Below are 17,826 nucleotides of genomic sequence, written 5' to 3' on the forward strand. Positions count from 1 at the left end.
TTTGAAACACATTGATAGGCCGCTCCGGGGATGTTTCCCCAGCCCAAAGAAAAAGCCCGCAACCAGTGCGGGCTTCTTCCTACAAGCTCAGGGAAACGTCCTCAGAACGCCGTGACGCCGCCGTCCACCGCCAGGGAATGACCGGTGGTGAACGCCGCGCCATCGCTGCACAAATAGAGCACGGCGCTGGCGATTTCCTCGACCTTGCCGATACGCCCCACCGGGTGCATGGCATTGGCGAACTCGCCTTTTTTCGGGTCCGCCTCATAGGCACGACGGAACATGTCGGTGTCGATCACCGCCGGACAGACCGCATTCACGCGGATCTTCTTCTTGGCATATTCGATGGCGGCCGATTTGGTCAGGCCGATCACGGCGTGCTTGGAAGCGGCATAGATGCTCATCTTCGGCGCAGCGCCCAGGCCGGCCACCGAAGCCGTGTTGACGATGGCACCGCCGCCCTGGGCCAGCAGCAAGGGCAGCTGGTACTTCATGCACAACCAGACGCCCTTCACATTGACGCCCATGATCGCGTCGAATTCGTCGAGGGTACCGTCGGCCAACTTGCCCTTCTCGATCTCGATCCCGGCGTTGTTGAAGGCATAGTCAAGGCGCCCATAGGCCTTGATCACCTCGTCCATCAGGTGCTGCACATCGCTTTCCAGCGTCACGTTGCAGCGCACGAACAGCGCTTCGCCGCCCCCATCACGAATCGACTGCACCGTACGCTCGCCGCCCGCCACGTCCAGGTCGGCCACGACCACTTTCAGGCCCTCTGCCGCGAACGCCTGGGCCGTGGCACAGCCAATGCCTGCGGCACCGCCGGTTACCACAGCGACCTGTCCGGAAAACGTCATGCTCATTGTCTGTTCCTCGAAGAATGCGGGGTCGCGCCAGTGTAGCCACAGCCTGACGGGGCACGGCAGCACTATCCAGATGCCGGTTGGGCATTCATGGGCGCCAGTGATAAGGGCCCCAAGGCACTATCACTGGGTTGGATCGAAGAGCATTCGCTGAGGCGGCGAACCTTGCGGCAAAGGCTTCGAAGGTCTATCAACAAGTCTTCATTCATCTTGAGTGCCAACCATGACTGCCCAGACCAATCGCCAGTTCCTGCTCGCCAAACGCCCGGTAGGCGCCGCGACCCGCGAGACTTTCACCTATCAGCAAGTACCGGTGGGCGAGCCGGCAGCCGGCCAGATCCTGGTGAAGAACGAATACCTGTCCCTGGACCCGGCCATGCGCGGCTGGATGAACGAGGGCAAGTCCTACATCCCACCGGTCGGCCTCGGTGAAGTGATGCGGGCGCTGGGGGTCGGCCAAGTGATTGCCTCGAACAACCCGGGGTTCGCGGTCGGGGACTACGTCAACGGTGCCCTGGGCGTGCAGGATTATTTCCTCGGCGAGCCAAGGGGTTTCTACAAAGTCGATCCAAAACTGGCACCGCTGCCACGTTATTTGTCCGCCCTGGGCATGACCGGCATGACCGCTTATTTCGCCCTGTTGGACGTCGGCGCGCCCAAGGCCGGCGAGACCGTGGTGCTGTCGGGCGCCGCCGGTGCGGTGGGGAGCATCGCCGGGCAGATTGCCAAGATCAAAGGCTGTCGTGTGGTGGGCATCGCTGGCGGTGCCGACAAATGCAAATTCCTGGTCGATGAATTGGGCTTCGATGGGGCCATCGACTACAAGAACGAAGACGTCCACGTCGGCCTCAAGCGCGAATGCCCCAAAGGCGTGGATGTGTATTTCGACAACGTCGGGGGCGACATCCTGGATGCCGTGCTCAGCCGCCTGAACCTCAAGGCCCGCGTGGTGATTTGCGGTGCCATTAGCCAGTACAACAACAAGGAAGCGGTGAAGGGACCCGCCAACTACCTGTCACTGCTGGTCAACCGGGCTCGCATGGAAGGTTTCGTGGTCATGGACTACGCCTCACAGTTCGCCGCCGCCGGGCAGGAAATGGCCGGCTGGATGGCCAAAGGGCAGCTCAAGAGCAAGGAAGACATTGTGGAAGGGCTGGAGACCTTCCCCGAGACGCTGACCAAACTGTTCAGCGGGGAGAACTTCGGGAAACTCGTACTCAAGGTCTGACACAAAACAACGGTGGGAGCAGGCTTGCTCGCGATGAGGCCCTGTCAGTCAACATTGCTATTGACTGACATACCGCTATCGCGAGCAAGCTCGCTCCCACAAGGGCCCTTCAGGGTTGGATCAGGCCAGTTCGGCCACGACCGCCGCCAGCGCCTGGGCCGGATCGGCGGCCTGGCTGATCGGGCGACCGATCACCAGGTAGTCGGAACCGGCGTCCAGCGCCTGACGCGGGGTCAGGATGCGACGCTGGTCGTCCTGGGCGCTGCCCGCCGGACGAATCCCCGGGGTCACCAGTTGCAACGACGGGTGGGCCGCTTTCAGGGCGCCAGCTTCCAGGGCCGAACAGACCAGACCGTCCAGGCCGGCCTTCTGCGCCAGCGCCGCCAACCGCAGCACCTGCTCCTGGGGCTCGATGTCCAGGCCGATCCCGGCCAGGTCCTCGCGCTCCATGCTGGTCAGCACGGTCACGCCGATCAGCAACGGTTTCGGGCCGCTGCGCTGATCCAGCACTTCACGGCAGGCCGCCATCATGCGCAGGCCACCGGAGCAATGCACGTTGACCATCCATACGCCCATCTCCGCAGCCGCCTTGACCGCCATGGCGGTGGTGTTGGGAATGTCGTGGAACTTCAGGTCCAGGAACACTTCGAAACCCTTGTCACGCAGGGTCCCGACAATTTCCGAAGCGCAACTGGTGAACAGTTCCTTGCCGACTTTGACCCGGCAAAGCGTGGGGTCCAACTGGTCGGCCAGCTTCAGGGCGGCGTCACGGGTGGGGAAATCCAGGGCGACGATAATGGGCGTCTGGCAGGCGGACATGAGCGGGCTCTCAGGCAAGTCGAAATCGGCGCGCATTGTAGCGGAACGAGCGCCCGTGCGGGACCCGATGATCGGTAAATCTCATCGGCCCCCAGCAGCATGGACGATAGCGGCCTTTGTGTCGAAGCCGATACATTCATGACATGCGTACAACACGTCGACACGCTACCGTCCGCCGCCGCAACCCGCTCTTTCAGCGCTTCACGCCTCGCGGCACGACGCCTATGCTGAAGCCTCAACCTCGCCGCCTTCTTTGCGGTTGGCAGCCTACCTGGCAGATGATGCATCCATGCAGAACACCCCTGTTGCAAATTCTGACGATCAAAAAGTGTCCGACGACGACAAGCGCTGGAGTACCCGCGCGCTGATCGTCGACGACGACGTGCCGATCCGCGAGCTGCTGATCGATTACCTGGCCCGTTTCAGCATACGGGCCAGCGGCGTCACCGATGGCGCGGCCATGCGCCAGGCGATGCAGGCCGAGCACTTCGACGTGGTCGTGCTCGACCTGATGCTGCCGGGTGAAGACGGCTTGCAGTTGTGTCGCTGGTTGCGCGCCGAATCGGACATTCCGATCCTGATGCTCACCGCCCGCTGCGAGCCCACCGACCGCATCATCGGCCTGGAACTGGGCGCCGATGACTACATGGCCAAGCCGTTCGAACCCAGGGAACTGGTGGCGCGTATCCAGACAATCCTGCGCCGGGTACGTGACGACCGTACCGAGCAGCGGGCCAATATCCGTTTTGACAACTGGCGGCTCAACAGCGTGCTGCGCCAACTGATCTCGGTCGACGGGCTGGTGGTGCCCCTGTCCAATGCCGAGTTTCGCCTGTTGTGGGTCTTCATCGAACGACCGCGCCGGGTGCTCAGCCGCGAACAACTGCTGGACGCGGCTCGCGGCCGCTCCATCGAAGCGTTCGACCGCAGCATCGACTTGCTGGTATCGCGCCTGCGCCAGAAGCTGGGCGACGATCCCAAGGCCCCCCAACTGATCAAGACCGTACGCGGTGAGGGCTACTTGTTCGACGCCCGGGACATCGGTTGATGCGACTGCGCCTGGACTCTCTGTTTGGCCGCCTGTTTGGCGTGCTGCTACTGGCGATTGTCCTGGCGCATCTGTTGGCCTTTGCCTGGTTTTTCCATTACGACCAGCCGCCCCCCGGGCCACCGCCAGGAATGAGCCAACAAGGCGAAGGGCCCCAGCGCTTCGGCCCGCCCCCCAACCGCCGTCCGCGTCCCTGGTTCGGCGGCCCGGTGGTGCCACTGACCTTTCAATTCGTGTTCCTGATCATCGCGGCCTGGTACGGCGCCAAGCTCCTGACCCGACCGATCCAACGCCTGAGCGATGCCGCCGAGCGCCTGAGCGAAAACCTCGACAGCCCGCCGCTGGATGAAAACGGCCCCCGTGAGGCACGGCAGGCAGCCCATACGTTCAACCTGATGCAGCAACGGATCCGCGAGCAAGTGCAGCAGCGTTCGCGCATGCTCGGCGCGGTGTCCCATGATCTGCGCACGCCGCTCTCGCGGCTCAAGCTGCGCCTGGAACAGATCGATGACATCAAGCTGCAAGGCCAGATGCGCCAGGACCTGGACGACATGATCGACATGCTCGATGCCACCCTGACGTACTTGCACGAACAACGCACCAGCGAAGCGCTGCAATGGATGGACGTGCAGGCCCTGGTGGAATCATTGAGCGAAAACGCCCAGGACCAGGGCGCCGATGTGCAGGTCAGCGGCGCCTGCGCCCCACTGCAGGTGCAACCCATGGCACTGCGCTCGTGCCTCAACAACCTCATCGACAACGCCCTGCGCTACGCCGGCCATGCCTTGATTGCCCTGCAAGACCAGCAGCATCAGGTATTGATCCGGGTCATCGACCACGGCCCCGGTATTGCGGCGGACAAACGCGAGGCGGTGTTCGAGCCCTTTTTCCGCCTGGAAGGCTCGCGCAATCGCAACTCTGGCGGTGTCGGCCTGGGCATGACCATCGCCCGGGAAGCCACCGAACGCCTGGGCGGGCAGTTGAGCCTGGAAGAAACGCCGGGGGGTGGGTTGACGGCGGTGATCAGCCTGCCTCGCACCTGAATCCCACCGATGTCCCCCTGTGGGAGCGGGCTTGCTCGCGAATGCGGTGGTTCAGTCGATACAAGCTTGGATGACATACCGCATTCGCGAGCAAGCCCGCTCCCACACTCGACACTGCGCCGGGACTGAGTTTGTACACCCGTCGGTACAAACTCCACACACCCACGACAACTGCCCCGCCGAGGCTGCATAAGCCGGTGCACCCACCGGCTATTCCAGCCCAAGGAGAGCGCCCATGATCGGTAGCGTCAGCAGTTACTCGACCTATACCAGCACCAGCAGTACCGCAACCAGCAGTGCCCGCAGCCAGCAGTTTCAAAAGGAACTGCTCAGCAAGCTCGACAGTGACGGCGACGGCTCGGTCAATCAGGAAGAGTTGAGCAGCGCCCTGTCGCAAAAAAGCGACGACGGCATCCTGGTCAGCCTGAGCGACAATTTTGGCGACCTGGACAGTGATGGCAGCGGTGACCTGAGCAGCGAGGAAATGGCCGCGATGGCGCCGCCACCTCCACCGCCACGGGACCAGGCGCCGAATACCGAACTGGCCGACGCGCTGCTCAGCGCCCTGGACGCCGACGGTGATGGCGTGGTCAGCAGCGACGAGTTGAGCAGCGGCCTGGCCAGCGCCGGCAGCAGTGCCGACAGCCAGCAAGTGTTCTCGGCCCTGGACAAGAACGAGGACGGCACCGTCAGCCTTGATGAACTGGCCGCCAGCCTCGCGCCACCGCCTCCCCCACCGCAACAGGCGTCCAGTGACGAACTGTTCAGCCAGCTCGACGCCGATGGTGACGCCACTGTCACCGCCAGCGAACTGAGCAGCGCCTTGCAGGCGAGCAACGGTACGTCGAGCACCGACACCAGCGCGATGCTGATGGAAGCCCTCGACAGCGACAGCAGCGGCGGGGTCGACAGCGACGAGTTCAACAACGCCTTGCAGGCCGGCCGCCGTAGCGACAGCACCAACGGGCAGGCCAATGGCAGCGAAGCGTTGAACAGAATGATCGCCAACCTCAGCCGGCAATACTCGCTGGATAACGTCGCGACGGTGGGGAAACACCTGAACGTGGCGACCTGATTCACCGGCAAGCCTGGATTGAAACTCACTCGTGGCGAGGGGATTTATCCCCTCGTCACGGCAATCCCCCCCGCCACAGGTGCTTGGTATTCAAGCTATCGCGCCTGGCTCTTGCTCCAGTCCGTCAACAGGCTGTAGGCCACCGCCAACAGGGTCGGGCCGATGAACAGGCCGATGAAACCGAAGGCGATCAACCCGCCGAACACCCCCAGCAACACGATGACCAGGGGCAGGTTTCCGCCACGGCTGATCAGGTAGGGTTTGAGCACGTTGTCCACGCCACTGATGATGAATGTGCCCCAGATGCCGAGGAACACCGCCATCCCGTATTCACCCTTCCACACCAGCCATGCCGTGGCGGGGATCCAGACCAGGGGTGGGCCCATGGGGATCAGGCTCAGCAGGAACGTGACGATCCCCAGTACCAGCGCCCCCGGCACCCCGGCGATCAGGAAGCCGATCAGCGCCAGCACGGCCTGGGCCGCCGCGGTGCCGATCACGCCGTTGACCACCCGCTGCACTGTACCGGCCACCAGTTCGATGTAGTAACCGGCACGGTCGCCGATCAGGCGTTCCAGCAAGCCATGGACGAACGCCGCCAGGCGCGGGCCGTCGCGATAGAAAAAGAACACGAACACAATACTCAGGGTCAGTTCGAGTATGCCGCCGCCAATCTGCGCACTGCGCGCCAACAGCCAGTTGCCGACCTGCCCCAGGTACGGCTTGATGGACACCATCATGGCCGCGCCCTGCTGATCGATGCTGTTCCAGATGCCTACCAGCCGCCCGCCCACCAAGGGGATAGCGGCAAGCCAGTCTGGGGCTTCGGGCAAGCCATCGACTTGGACGTCCCTGATGAACGCGGTGGCATCGCGCACATGGTCGGCCAGGTTGAAACCCAACCACACCAGCGGCACCGCCACCAACAGCATCCAGCCCACCGTCAGTAACGCCGCCGCCAGGGATTCGCGACCATTGACCCAGCGGGTCAGCAGGCGCATCAGCGGCCAACTGGCGAATGCCAGCACCGCGCCCCAGAACAGCGCCGACCAGAACGGCGCCATGACCCAGAGGCTTGCGCCGAACAACACCAGGAGCAGGATCTGCACCAACAGCCGATCGTTATTGAGCATGTAGGGTCTCGAAAAAATGAACAGGACCGGGGCACGGGTGTGAAACCACTGCCCCGAGACAGCTTAGCGCAGCAACTCCAGGTGCAGTCCCGCCGCCTCGCCGCTGCCGGCCTCCATGCGCGCCACCCGGACGCCCTGGCCCGCCAGCGCCTCAATCCAGTCCTCGGCCCGGGGCCCGGCGATACTGACCCGCAGGCCCGTGTCCAGGTTCAGCGCCCGGGACAACAGGCGCAACCAGGTGTCGTCCGGCTCACCGGCAAGACGCGGCAAGTCCAGGACCCCGGTGTCCTTGAGCTGGCGCAACAGGGTGGCCGATGTCGGCAGCAAGTCCCCCAACGCAGCATTCGCCTCGAACTGCTCGACATGCAGGTAGGCCTTGCGATTGCCGCGGGTGATGGCATACAGCGCAATCAGCGTGTTGTCCGCGGGCGGCGCCAGGCGCAGCAACAGGAAGGCCTGGCCGTTGTCGGCGCCATAGAGCTTGGCGTTGCCGAAGACATCGTTGGCCCACAGGCTGCTTTCGCCGCAATCGCGGGCCTGGCACCAGAACAACAGCTCGGCGCCCTGTTTCTGCAACGCTTCGCGCGCCGCGGTAAAGGCCTGGGTCGCGGAATGTTCCGGCGGCAGCTCATAGGTGACCGACGTGACATTCCCACGGGCATCGACTTGGCCGTCAAAGCGCAACTGGCCGCTGATCTTGCGGATCGAGCCCATGGGGTAGACACGTTCCAGGTCGCTGGTTTGCCGATAATCGACGATCTGTGCATCGGGCATGCGTGGCACGCGATCCAGGTCGCGACTGCCCGGCACATCAACGGCGAACGACGCAGGGCTGAAGCAGGCCAGCACCAGCAGGACGAGTAAGTGAACGGATAATTTCATCGGATCGGCTTGGCCTGGGACGCTTGGACGCGACGGGCGTCGCCGATGCACCGCGAGGCTGGCAAACAGAGGTCTGTCATGGTTGTCTCCCTTTCAACCCGCTCAGCCTCGACAGTTGCCCGGCGCAAGTCAAGGAACAGTGAAGAACCGATTGAAACAGTCTGCTACAAGCCCGGCACCGACCTCATCGTTAAGGTGCAGATGATGGCCTCCAGGCAACTGCTCATGACTGAAGGGTAGACGCTCCAGCAGCTCCGGGTGCTGGGCCAGCATGCCATCGGCCGCCACCACCAGATGCGCCGGACAAGCGACCCGCGCAACGAACGCCATGGCCTGCTCCTCGGTCAGGCGCAAGGGCGATGGCAGGGTCAGGCGGTTGTCGGTGCGCCAAGTATAGCCTCCGGGCACCGGCATCAGGCCGCGCTGGGCCAGCAACTCGGCGGCCTCGCGGCTGACCGCTACCAACCCCTTCATACGCGCTTCGATGGCCCGGTCGAGGGTTTTGTAGACCGGCTTGCGTTTTTGCTGCAAATCCAACTGGGCTTGCAGGGCCATGCCCATGCGTTCGGCCGCGTTATCGCCTTTGGCTGTAGGAGGAATCACCCCGTCGATCAACCCCAGGTGCGTCACCCGTTCCGGCAGGGAACCGGCCAGCACCAGCGAGACAATGGCGCCCATGGAATGCCCCAGCAGGGCGAAGCGCTTCAAGCCCAGTTGTTCGGCCACTTGCAGCACATCATGGACGTAGTCCCACAAGGCATAGCTGGCACCCGGCGGTCGATGCCCGGAATGACCGTGACCGGCCATGTCCAGGGCGATCACCCGCAGCCCCTCGAGCCTGGGCGCCAGGCGGGCGAAGCTGTTGGCGTTGTCCAGCCAACCGTGCAGGGCAATCACCGGCAGCCCGTCTTCCGGGCCAAACAAATGAGCCGCCAGCTCAATGTGAGGCAGGCTCAGGCGGACCTCCTCGACCATGCTCATGCGCTGCGCCCTTCCCAACGCTGGAACAGGTTCTTGAGCAGGTTGGCCGTGTCTTGTGGACGTTCGAGGGGAAACATATGGCCGCCGGGCATGCTCAGGGATTCGCCATGGAGCATACGCCCCACCGAACGGGTGTGATGCCGCATCACCACGCGACTCTGCCGGCCGCGCACCACCGCCAGCGGCACCTTGAGCTTGCGGGGTCGTCCTGGGCTGGTGTGCGGCACGCCGCGGTAGATACTGATTTCCGTGGCCGGGTCGAAGCGCAGGCGCAACCGGTCGCCGACTTGTTGCAGGCCGTGTTGCAGGTAGGCGTCGAAGCAATCCGGGTCAAAGCCGCGGAACAGTGTCTTGCCGGCAAAATACTGCCGGGCGGATTCCAGGTCAGCGAACTCCTCGCGCCGCCCCAGCGTCCGGCCCGCCGGGGTCAGGCGATCGATGAACCCCAGGCGCTTGGCGGCCAGGATCACCCACTGGTCGGTACGGGTCAGCACTGGCGAATCGAGCATGACCACGCCGCGATACAACTGCGGGCAGCGCAACGCCGCGTGCAGGTGCAGCACGCCACCCAGGGAGTGGCCAACGCCCCACACCGGCGCCGGTTGCTGCTCCAGGTGATGGATCAGTTCGTCCACCAGGTTGTGCCAGTTATCGTCCACCGGAAAACGCGGGTCATGGCCGTGCAGTTCCAGATGCGCGACCTGGTACTGCGGCGCCAATGCGGCGAACAGCTTGCCGTAGGTGGCCGAGGGAAAACCATTGGCATGGGCGAAAAAAATCTGTTGCGACATGACAGCCGATCCATTGGGGGAACTGCGGCAGATTGTCCGCAGAACCCGACGGCGCGGCAATGACCGTAACTGACAGGAATGATGACAGTCGGGCTTGGGCTATGGGGGTTATGGAACTGTAAATACTGCCCGATGTGGCGAGGGAGTTGTGTGGGAGCAAGGCTTGCCCGCGACACAGGCGACTCGTTTTTTGAAAGACCGCATCGCCGCCATCGCGGGCAAGCCTTGCTCCCACAGAGGATCCCCTAACCACAGGATTGCATCCAGCTAGAGCGTCAACGCGCCGGCGGCTGCTCACCCAACGGTACCACCGCCATGGTCAGGCGCGACACGCAGTTGACCTTGCCCTCGTCATTGACCAGGCGGATGTCCCAGACCTGGGTGGTGCGCCCCAGGTGGACCACCCGGGCCGTGGCCGTCACCCGTCCACTGCGCACGCCGCGCAGGTGGTTGGCATTGATCTCCAGGCCCACGCAATAGAATTTGCTGGCGTCCACACAGAGATAGGCGGCCATGGAGCCGACCGTTTCGGCCAGCACCACCGAAGCACCGCCATGCAACAGGCCGAACGGTTGGTGGGTACGCTGATCGACCACCATGCTGGCGGTCAGGGATTCGTCGTCGAAGGACTCGAACCGAATGTCCAGCACTTCGCTGATGGTGTTCTTACCGGCGGCGTTCAGTTTCTCGATGTCGGGGGTGGTGCGCCACAGACTCATCGTTGCCCTTCCTGTGTGATTGTTGTCTTGCCCAGTCCTGCAACCGCTCTATTCAGGGGTGCCTGATGCCCTTGAGCAGCATCGCCCCAGCCAGCGGCAGATCGCCTTCCAGCTCGGCCAGGCCGGCGGTTTGCACTTGCTCGGGTTGTTGCAGATGGCCGTGCTGCAGTAAGCCCAGCAGGCTGCCCACCAATGGGTTATGGCTGACCAGCAGCACATCGTCCTGGTCCTCCAGATGCCTTAGCACCTCCGTCGGGCGGGTCTCCGGCGTGAGCCAATCGACGGTGATCAGTTCAGGTTCGAACCCCAGTGCTTCGCGCACCAATTGCGCGGTCTGCTGGGCACGCACATAAGGGCTGGCGTAGATGGCCCGCAACGGCTCGCCCATCAACCGGCCGGCGCTGAGCAACACCTCCTCGCGGCCGTGCACCGTCAAGACCCGTTCCGGATCGGGACGGACACCATGGGGCTCTGCCTCACCGTGACGCAATACCCACAGTTTCATAGCTTCGGCTCCTCGTCCCGGACGGGATGCGGGGCCGGTGCCACGGCGTGTGGCGCTTCGCCTTCCGGCGTACGTGGCGCCGGCCAGTCGGCGAACGGCCAAGGCTTCTGATCGCTGTGGAAGGTGCCGAAGCGGCCGATCTGCGCCAGGAACTGGCTCAGGCTGTCGCCGAAATTCATCAGGCTGGCGCTGGGCGCGCCGTAGATCAGCCGATAAATCAACTGCACCAGCACCACGGCGCCGAGGATGAATTGCGCCACCTGCCAGACCAGCAGATAGACCACCATCCACAGCACACGCAGCAGGATGGATTCGTATTGGGGTTGCCCTTGCGGATCGTTCATGGCTCGCTCCTGCTTGCGGTCAATAGCGGTTCAGTTGAAACCGCTGGTGGAAATGAAATCGACGTCGGTCTTCGGTTCGCCACGCATCAACAGCTCGATCACCTGCTCAAGCGTGCGCCCTTCGAACAGAATCGCGTGCAGCCCGGCGACCAGCGGCATATACACCCCCGCCTCCTGGGACTTGGCCTTGAGCACCTTGAGGGTGTTGACCCCTTCGGCCACCTCACCCAGGCGCGACACGGCCTCGTCAAGGCTCAAGCCTTGGCCGAGGGCAAAACCGACCTGGTAGTTGCGGCTCTTGGGCGAGGAACAGGTAACGATCAGGTCGCCCACCCCGGCCAATCCCAGGAAGGTCATCGGATTGGCACCCTGGCTGACAGCGAAGCGGGTCATTTCCGCCAGCGCGCGAGTGATCAGCATGCTCTTGGTGTTCTCCCCCATGCCCAGCGCCACCGCCATGCCGGCGATGATGGCATAGACGTTCTTCAGCGCGCCGCCCAGCTCCACCCCAAAACGGTCGGCGCTGGCGTAGACCCGAAAGGTGCGGCCATGGAGTGCGGCCTGGACCCGTTGGCACAGCGCTTCGTCCTCGCTGGCGACCACGGTGGCAGTCAAGGCGTGCTCGGCGATTTCCCGCGCCAGGTTCGGCCCGGAAATCACACCGATCCGCGCCTTGGGGGCGATTTCTTCGAGAATCTCGCTCATCAGCTTGAAGGTCTGGGCTTCGATGCCCTTGGTCAGGCTCACCAACAACTTGCCGCTCAAGCGCTCGGCATGCGGCGCCAGCACCGAGCGCAAGGCACTGGACGGCAAGGCGACGAAGAACAGGTCGCTGCCCTCCAGGGTGGCCTGCAAGTCAGTCACCGGTACCACTTCCGGGCGGATCTTGATGCCCTTGAGGTAACGCGGGTTCTCGCGGTTGACCCGGATGGCCTCGGCCTGTTCCGGGTCACGCATCCACTGGCGCACCGGGTGACCATTCTCGGCCAGCAGGTTAGCCACGGCGGTACCGAAACTCCCGCCCCCCAGGACCGCAATCGGGCGCTGTTCAGTCATATGCAATCCGTTCATCCATACCAAGTGGCAATGCGGGGCATTATACGGAGCGGCCGGATGGCGACCAGCCCCGGCAACAATTACCGCCAGCTGTAGGAAGCTGACCATTAATTCCTAGGAAAATGCTGTCAACGTGAATGGAAAAGTCGTTCAGCTCAGTTAACATGCCCGTCACCCACCCATTCCCATAGGCTGTACCGTGTCCGTTGGCCCTTCCCGCTCAGGTTCGTCCCTGCTATTGGCACTGATCATCAGCCCGCCAGTGCTGGCCGACGACTTGTTCGTGGACAGCCAGCCCCTGCCCCAGGTACTGACGGCCACGCGCCTGAAGCAATCGCCAGCGGCGGTGCCAGGCAGCATGACCGTGCTCGACAGCGAGCTGATCAAGGCCAGCGGCGCCCGGGACATCAGCGAACTGCTGCGCCTGGTGCCAGGCATGATGGTCGGCAACATCACTGGCAACCAGGCGGCCGTGAACTACCATGGCACCAACGCCAGCGAAGCCCGGCGCATGCAAGTGCTGATCGACGGCCGCTCGGTGTACCGCGCCGGCCTGGCCACGGTGGACTGGAGCGATATTCCGGTGGCCATGGAAGACATCGAGCGGATCGAAGTCTTCCGCGGCCCCAACACCGTCAGTTATGGCGCCAACGCGCTGATGGCGGTGGTCAACATCATCACCCGCGCCCCGGCCGACAGCCACGGCACCCGGCTGAAAATCACCCGGGGCCAGCGTGGCATCAGTGACTGGTACGCCAGCCAGGGCAGCGGCTGGGACGGCGGCGACCTGCGGCTGTCGCTGTCCGGCCAGGAAGACGATGGCTTTGACAGCGACCGCAACGGTGCCGACTACCGCGACAGCCGCCGCCTGAACCGCTTCAACCTGTCCGTCAGCCAGACCCTGGACGAACGGCAGAGCATCGACTGGCAATTGAATGCCAAGGATGGGACCAACCAGCGGCCCTATACCTACCATCCCGTGTTTGCCGGGATTACCGCCGCTGGGGATAACTCCGATGTCATCGCCAAGGACTACGCCGGCTCACTGCGCTGGAACCTGGACCTGGACCCCGATCACAGCCTTTATGTACAGGGCTCGATCCAGCACTGGGATCGCCAGCAGACCTGGCGCGCCTGTGACGCCGAGGTGTCCTTCAGCCCGCAACTGACCGACCTGTGGCAGCTCAACCCCAACTATGCCGAGAAGCTGGCGCGCAATATCCCCAGCTACACCAGCACCGGCGCGCCACCCGGCACGCCACAGGAACAGGCGCTGGCCAATCAGGTGCTCGACCAGTGGCGCAACGGCGCCTCGCAAACCCTGTGCGGCGATATCGACCAGAGCGCCCGGGAATCGCGCTACGACCTGGAGATCCAGGACACCCTGAGCCTGTCCGACAGCCTGCGACTGGTCACCGGGGCCAACTATCGCTACGACCGGGCCGACTCGGAGACGTACTTCAACGGCACCCTGGACGACACCACCTGGCGCCTGTTCGGCCAGCTCGAATGGCGGGCCACCGAGCATTGGCTGTTGCAGGGCGGCGCGATGTTCGAAGACACCCGCCTGACCGGCAGCTCGCTGACTCCGCGGATCGCCGTCAATTACCTGATCACTCCGCGCCATGGCCTGCGGGCGGTGTACTCCGAAGCCGTGCGCTCGCCGGACATGTTCGAGAACAACGTCAACTGGAGCTATCAGGTCACCAACCTGCAACCCGCCGCCTTCGGCCAGAACAGTGCCCGTTACTTCGTCCAGACCCGCGGCCCGGGCAACCTGGAACAGGAGCACATGCGCTCCCGGGAACTGGGCTACAACGGTTACTTCGTGGACCTGGGCCTGGCGGTCGATGTGAAACTGTTCCATGACGAAATCACCGGCATGATCAGCGAGCCGCTGCGCAACAATCAGTACATTGCCAGCAACTCCAACGAATCACAGTTCTCCGGGGTCGAGACCCAGTTCGACTGGCGCATGACCAGCGCCGACCGCCTGCGCCTGACCTATGCCTATGTCGACGCCCAGGCCAGCAACCCTCTCGACGAACAACTGACCGCCCGCAACAGCGGCTCGGCCGGCTGGCTAAGGGACTGGGGCCAAGGCTGGAACAGCGCGCTGTTCTATTACGCCGCCGACGATCTCAATGGCTATCGCTTCGAACGGGTGGACACCCGTATCGCCCGGCGCATTCCCCTGGGCAAGGCCAGCCTGGAACTGGCGGGCGTCCTGCAACAGCGCCTGGACAACCAGCCCATGACCTTCGTCGACAACCGCTACGACGCTCGCCATGTCGTGTACTTCAGTGCGGAGTTGTCGTTCTAGATGTCCGGGAACGCCCGCCGCAAGAGGCCATTTCATGGCCGCCTGACGCTGGCCCTGTGCCTGGTGTTTGCCGGCTGGCTGACAACCCTCCAGGCCCGGGCCGCCGAAATCCTGTTGACCGGCGCCGAGGACAGCCCCGGCGTGCAGTCTTTCACCCAGGCCCTGAAAGCCCTGCGCCCCGAAGACAGCGTGCGGTTTACGCCGCTGGCCAACCTGCCGGCGCCGGACAAGTTGCCGGATAATGTCCGCCTGGTTCTGCTTGACCTGCCCAGCCTGGAGTGGCGCCTGCAAGACGCCCGGGGCCCGGCTACCCTGGTCCTGCGCATCAGCCGCCAGCAAGCCCGCGATCGCCTGGGCGAGGCCACGCCCGCGCATCTGAGCCTGCTGTGGAGCGATCCACCGATGGCCCGGCAATTGCGGCTGATCCGCACCATCCTGCCGCAAGTGCGCCAGGTCGGCGTGCTGTACGACGCCCACAGTGAATTCCTGCTCAAGGACATCCGCCAGGCCGCGGCACCGCTGGGCCTGGTGATCGTCAGCGAACGCTGGGACGACACCAGCGACAGCCGTCCCCTGCAAAACCTGTTGGGCCAGAGCGATGTACTGCTGGGCCTCGATGACCCCGACTTGTACAACCCCAAGACCGTGAAGAACCTGTTGCTCAGCAGCTATGCCCGGCAACGTGCGCTGATCGGGCCCAGCGCGGCCTTCGTCAAGGCCGGCAGCCTGGCCAGCACCTACAGCGACCAGCAAGACTGGCTGGCGATTCTCGACGACCTGCTCGACCGCCCCGCCACGACCTGGCCGCGCACGCTGTATCCGGACCGTTTCAAAGTCCTGGGCAACCGGCAGGTCTCCCGCTCGCTGGGGATCGAACCGATTGACGCCGAATCCGTCGCGGCAACGTTGGCCGAAGGAGAACACCGCCCATGACCTTGCGTCGTCGTTGGGACATCAATACCCGCACCCAGCTCATCGCCCTCGGTCCGGCGTTGCTGCTGACCGTGCTGCTGATCAGCTTCTTTACCTTCGTGCGGATCCAGGACTTGCGCCAGGAGCTCAATCACACCGGGCAACTGATCGCCAACCAACTGGCCCCCGCCACGGAGTACGGGGTGATTTCCGGCAACAACGAAGTGCTGGAAAGCCTGCTCACCGCGACCCTGGCGACCCCTCACGTACGCTTCCTGGAGGTCCAGGACAACACCGACAAGGTCCTGGTGTACGTCGAACAACCCGAGCAAGTCCACAGCCGTGCCCAACAGATCGAAGTCTTCCAGGCCCCGGTGCGCCTGCAGCGCATTGCCCTGAACAATGATTTCCTGCAAGGCAACAGCACCGCCGTCGAGGCGCCCGGCGAAGATTACCTGGGCCGCGTGATCGTCGGCATGTCCAGTGACGCCTTCAGCCAGCGGCAGCAGGAGATCCTGTTCAAGGCCGCGATCCTGGCGCTGTTCGCCCTGCTGTTCACCTTCCTGGTGGCGCGCCGGCTGGCGACCAACCTGTCCCGGCCGATCCGCGACATCGGCAACGCGGTCAAGGCCATCCAGCAAGGCGACTACAGCGCCCCGCTGCCCGTCGTCGATGATGCCGAACTGGGGGCCTTGTCGCGGCACATCAACAACCTGGCCGACGGCCTGGAACAAGCCAGCCGCGAACAGCACCAGGCCATGGCGCAGTTGATCAAGACCCGCGAGGAAGCGGAAAAAGCCAACAGCGCCAAGTCCGAGTTCCTGGCGATGATGAGCCATGAACTGCGCACGCCCATGAACGGCGTACTGGGCATGCTGCAGCTGTTGGAAACCACCCGCATGACCGACGAACAGCACGAGTACACGGCGCTGGCGTCGGAATCCACCGAGCACCTGCTGAAGGTGATCAACGACATCCTCGACTTCTCGCGCATCGAACGCTCGGCCTTGGAACTGGAGCACATCCCGTTCAACCTGGCCGAACTGGTGGGCAGTTGCGCGCAGTCGTTCCAGCACAGCGCCGCGCAGCGCAAGCTGGGCCTGGACCTGCTGGTCCCGGACGACATGCGGGCCTTGCAGGTGCAGGGCGATCCGACGCGGATACGGCAGATCCTGGTGAACCTGATCGGCAACGCACTGAAATTCACCGAGCAAGGCCGTGTCACTGTGCAATGCCAGTGGCAGGCCCTGGACCACGAACTGTTGTGGTTCACCTGCACGGTGCGCGACAGTGGCATTGGTATTCCCGCCGAGAGCCTGGAACGCATGTTCGACGCCTTCCAACAGGCCGACAATTCGATTTCCCGGCGCTACGGCGGCACTGGCCTGGGCCTGCCGATCGCACGCACCCTGGCCGAACGCATGGGCGGGACGCTGCGGGCCCAGAGCGAAGAAGGCCAGGGCTCGGTGTTCACCCTCGAGATCCCGCTGGCCCTGTCGCGCCAGACGCCACCGACCCTGGCACCGCGCCTGCCCACCGGCAGCGGCGATGGCGAAGGCCGCAACGTGTTGCTGGTGGAAGACAATCCGGTCAACCAGACGGTGATCGAAGCCATGCTGCGCAGCCTGGGCTTCACCGTCAGCGTCGCCACCGATGGCGCCCAGGCTGTACGCAGCGCCGAAAGCCTGATTTTCGAAGCGATCCTCATGGATTGCCGCTTGCCCATCATCGATGGCTACGAAGCCACCCGGCAGATCCGTCAGTTGCCGGGCTGCGACGAGGTGCCGATCATCGCCCTGACGGCCAACGCCTTGCAGGGCGATCGCGAAGCCTGCCTCGCGGCGGGCATGAACGATTACCTGGCCAAGCCGTTCAAAAGGAACGACCTGCAGCAGATTCTACAGCGCTGGGTGAACTAGAACCGCTCACCGGACCATCTGTGACTGGCGTGAAAGGCGAAAGTGCGGCAGTCTTAGGCACCCGAACAAGCCTCGATTGGGGCTTGAATAAAAATTTCAGTGCACAGGTGTACATTCATTTCCCGTGTGCTGTGACTTTCACTACAACGCAATAGTCTATGAGTAGGCTGTCGATTCGAGGCATG

Annotated in this window: 17 protein-coding genes; 7 read left to right on the forward strand and 10 right to left on the reverse strand. The window is 63.7% G+C overall.

Going from position 1 to position 17,826, the window contains the following annotated elements; genetic code table 11:
• Positions 1 to 101: 101 nt before the first annotated feature.
• The gene (locus tag ACZ5M5_RS22250; RefSeq protein WP_103311047.1) at positions 102 to 863 is read right to left on the reverse strand and encodes an SDR family oxidoreductase; all 762 of its coding nucleotides are present in this window, start codon (positions 861 to 863) and stop codon (positions 102 to 104) included.
• A gap of 223 nt (positions 864 to 1,086) precedes the next feature.
• Between ACZ5M5_RS22250 and ACZ5M5_RS22255 the strand changes: the two genes are divergently transcribed.
• The gene (locus ACZ5M5_RS22255; protein WP_060741185.1) at positions 1,087 to 2,091 is read left to right on the forward strand and encodes an NADP-dependent oxidoreductase; all 1,005 of its coding nucleotides are present in this window, start codon (positions 1,087 to 1,089) and stop codon (positions 2,089 to 2,091) included.
• Between the two features lie 120 nt (positions 2,092 to 2,211).
• On the opposite strand, the gene pyrF is transcribed toward ACZ5M5_RS22255, so the two are convergent.
• On the reverse strand, positions 2,212 to 2,910 hold the full coding sequence (pyrF, locus tag ACZ5M5_RS22260) for an orotidine-5'-phosphate decarboxylase (protein ID WP_060741184.1): 699 nt from the start codon (positions 2,908 to 2,910) through the stop codon (positions 2,212 to 2,214).
• A gap of 289 nt (positions 2,911 to 3,199) precedes the next feature.
• Here pyrF and ACZ5M5_RS22265 point away from each other — a divergent pair, with 289 nt between their 5' ends.
• The 3 genes from ACZ5M5_RS22265 to xopAW all read left to right on the forward strand — a co-directional run bounded on the left by ACZ5M5_RS22265 (position 3,200) and on the right by xopAW (position 6,076).
• Positions 3,200 to 3,958: a response regulator gene (locus ACZ5M5_RS22265; RefSeq protein ID WP_060741183.1), complete on the forward strand. Its 759-nt coding sequence runs from the start codon at positions 3,200 to 3,202 to the stop codon at positions 3,956 to 3,958.
• Positions 3,958 to 5,001, forward strand: a complete 1,044-nt coding sequence (locus ACZ5M5_RS22270) for a sensor histidine kinase (protein ID WP_060741182.1) — start codon at positions 3,958 to 3,960, stop codon at positions 4,999 to 5,001. The genes ACZ5M5_RS22265 and ACZ5M5_RS22270 overlap by 1 nt, the downstream gene beginning before the upstream one ends.
• A 235-nt stretch (positions 5,002 to 5,236) precedes the next feature.
• Entirely contained in the window at positions 5,237 to 6,076 is an 840-nt protein-coding gene (gene xopAW / locus ACZ5M5_RS22275; RefSeq protein ID WP_060741181.1) for a XopAW family type III secretion system calcium-binding effector, read from the forward strand.
• 95 nt (positions 6,077 to 6,171) lie between these two features.
• Here xopAW and ACZ5M5_RS22280 read toward each other — a convergent pair whose 3' ends face one another.
• The 8 genes from ACZ5M5_RS22280 to ACZ5M5_RS22315 form a co-directional block, all read right to left on the reverse strand.
• Entirely contained in the window at positions 6,172 to 7,209 is a 1,038-nt protein-coding gene (locus tag ACZ5M5_RS22280; protein ID WP_060741180.1) for an AI-2E family transporter, read from the reverse strand.
• 63 nt (positions 7,210 to 7,272) lie between these two features.
• The gene (locus ACZ5M5_RS22285; protein ID WP_464738006.1) at positions 7,273 to 8,091 is read right to left on the reverse strand and encodes a DUF4892 domain-containing protein; all 819 of its coding nucleotides are present in this window, start codon (positions 8,089 to 8,091) and stop codon (positions 7,273 to 7,275) included.
• A gap of 129 nt (positions 8,092 to 8,220) precedes the next feature.
• Positions 8,221 to 9,072: an alpha/beta hydrolase gene (locus tag ACZ5M5_RS22290; protein ID WP_092170861.1), complete on the reverse strand. Its 852-nt coding sequence runs from the start codon at positions 9,070 to 9,072 to the stop codon at positions 8,221 to 8,223.
• Positions 9,069 to 9,863, reverse strand: a complete 795-nt coding sequence (locus tag ACZ5M5_RS22295; protein WP_013694026.1) for an alpha/beta fold hydrolase — start codon at positions 9,861 to 9,863, stop codon at positions 9,069 to 9,071. The genes ACZ5M5_RS22290 and ACZ5M5_RS22295 overlap by 4 nt, the downstream gene beginning before the upstream one ends.
• 275 nt (positions 9,864 to 10,138) lie before the next feature.
• Positions 10,139 to 10,582, reverse strand: coding sequence for a hotdog fold thioesterase (locus ACZ5M5_RS22300; RefSeq protein WP_060741177.1), 444 nt, complete (start codon positions 10,580 to 10,582; stop codon positions 10,139 to 10,141).
• A gap of 52 nt (positions 10,583 to 10,634) precedes the next feature.
• On the reverse strand, positions 10,635 to 11,087 hold the full coding sequence (gene sixA / locus ACZ5M5_RS22305; protein ID WP_060741176.1) for a phosphohistidine phosphatase SixA: 453 nt from the start codon (positions 11,085 to 11,087) through the stop codon (positions 10,635 to 10,637).
• Positions 11,084 to 11,431, reverse strand: a complete 348-nt coding sequence (locus ACZ5M5_RS22310) for a DUF4389 domain-containing protein (protein WP_060741175.1) — start codon at positions 11,429 to 11,431, stop codon at positions 11,084 to 11,086. The genes sixA and ACZ5M5_RS22310 overlap by 4 nt, the downstream gene beginning before the upstream one ends.
• A 30-nt stretch (positions 11,432 to 11,461) precedes the next feature.
• Complete coding sequence (locus ACZ5M5_RS22315) at positions 11,462 to 12,487, reverse strand: NAD(P)H-dependent glycerol-3-phosphate dehydrogenase (RefSeq protein WP_060741174.1); 1,026 nt, start codon at positions 12,485 to 12,487, stop codon at positions 11,462 to 11,464.
• A gap of 199 nt (positions 12,488 to 12,686) precedes the next feature.
• Between ACZ5M5_RS22315 and ACZ5M5_RS22320 the strand changes: the two genes are divergently transcribed.
• Genes ACZ5M5_RS22320 through ACZ5M5_RS22330 form a run of 3 tightly spaced genes read left to right on the forward strand, consistent with a single transcriptional unit; the run spans position 12,687 to position 17,641 of the window.
• On the forward strand, positions 12,687 to 14,810 hold the full coding sequence (locus ACZ5M5_RS22320; RefSeq protein ID WP_060741173.1) for a TonB-dependent receptor plug domain-containing protein: 2,124 nt from the start codon (positions 12,687 to 12,689) through the stop codon (positions 14,808 to 14,810).
• Positions 14,811 to 15,743 (forward strand): ABC transporter substrate-binding protein, encoded by a 933-nt coding sequence (locus ACZ5M5_RS22325; RefSeq protein WP_464738007.1) that lies wholly within the window; start codon positions 14,811 to 14,813, stop codon positions 15,741 to 15,743.
• Positions 15,740 to 17,641: an ATP-binding protein gene (locus tag ACZ5M5_RS22330; RefSeq protein WP_060741171.1), complete on the forward strand. Its 1,902-nt coding sequence runs from the start codon at positions 15,740 to 15,742 to the stop codon at positions 17,639 to 17,641. The genes ACZ5M5_RS22325 and ACZ5M5_RS22330 overlap by 4 nt, the downstream gene beginning before the upstream one ends.
• The last annotated feature ends 185 nt before the right edge of the window (positions 17,642 to 17,826 follow it).

It is taken from the genome of Pseudomonas sp. Van50 (assembly GCF_055390755.1).

Excerpts from the sequence above, each read along its gene's own strand:
- ACZ5M5_RS22250 (WP_103311047.1), bottom strand. The coding sequence starts at position 863 with ATGAGCATGACGTTTTCCGGACAGGTCGCTGTGGTAACCGGCGGTGCC.
- ACZ5M5_RS22255 (WP_060741185.1), top strand. The coding sequence starts at position 1,087 with ATGACTGCCCAGACCAATCGCCAGTTCCTGCTCGCCAAACGCCCGGTA.
- pyrF (WP_060741184.1), bottom strand. The coding sequence starts at position 2,910 with ATGTCCGCCTGCCAGACGCCCATTATCGTCGCCCTGGATTTCCCCACC.
- ACZ5M5_RS22265 (WP_060741183.1), top strand. The coding sequence starts at position 3,200 with ATGCAGAACACCCCTGTTGCAAATTCTGACGATCAAAAAGTGTCCGAC.
- ACZ5M5_RS22270 (WP_060741182.1), top strand. The coding sequence starts at position 3,958 with ATGCGACTGCGCCTGGACTCTCTGTTTGGCCGCCTGTTTGGCGTGCTG.
- xopAW (WP_060741181.1), top strand. The coding sequence starts at position 5,237 with ATGATCGGTAGCGTCAGCAGTTACTCGACCTATACCAGCACCAGCAGT.
- ACZ5M5_RS22280 (WP_060741180.1), bottom strand. The coding sequence starts at position 7,209 with ATGCTCAATAACGATCGGCTGTTGGTGCAGATCCTGCTCCTGGTGTTG.
- ACZ5M5_RS22285 (WP_464738006.1), bottom strand. The coding sequence starts at position 8,091 with ATGAAATTATCCGTTCACTTACTCGTCCTGCTGGTGCTGGCCTGCTTC.
- ACZ5M5_RS22290 (WP_092170861.1), bottom strand. The coding sequence starts at position 9,072 with ATGAGCATGGTCGAGGAGGTCCGCCTGAGCCTGCCTCACATTGAGCTG.
- ACZ5M5_RS22295 (WP_013694026.1), bottom strand. The coding sequence starts at position 9,863 with ATGTCGCAACAGATTTTTTTCGCCCATGCCAATGGTTTTCCCTCGGCC.
- ACZ5M5_RS22300 (WP_060741177.1), bottom strand. The coding sequence starts at position 10,582 with ATGAGTCTGTGGCGCACCACCCCCGACATCGAGAAACTGAACGCCGCC.
- sixA (WP_060741176.1), bottom strand. The coding sequence starts at position 11,087 with ATGAAACTGTGGGTATTGCGTCACGGTGAGGCAGAGCCCCATGGTGTC.
- ACZ5M5_RS22310 (WP_060741175.1), bottom strand. The coding sequence starts at position 11,431 with ATGAACGATCCGCAAGGGCAACCCCAATACGAATCCATCCTGCTGCGT.
- ACZ5M5_RS22315 (WP_060741174.1), bottom strand. The coding sequence starts at position 12,487 with ATGACTGAACAGCGCCCGATTGCGGTCCTGGGGGGCGGGAGTTTCGGT.
- ACZ5M5_RS22325 (WP_464738007.1), top strand. The coding sequence starts at position 14,811 with ATGTCCGGGAACGCCCGCCGCAAGAGGCCATTTCATGGCCGCCTGACG.
- ACZ5M5_RS22330 (WP_060741171.1), top strand. The coding sequence starts at position 15,740 with ATGACCTTGCGTCGTCGTTGGGACATCAATACCCGCACCCAGCTCATC.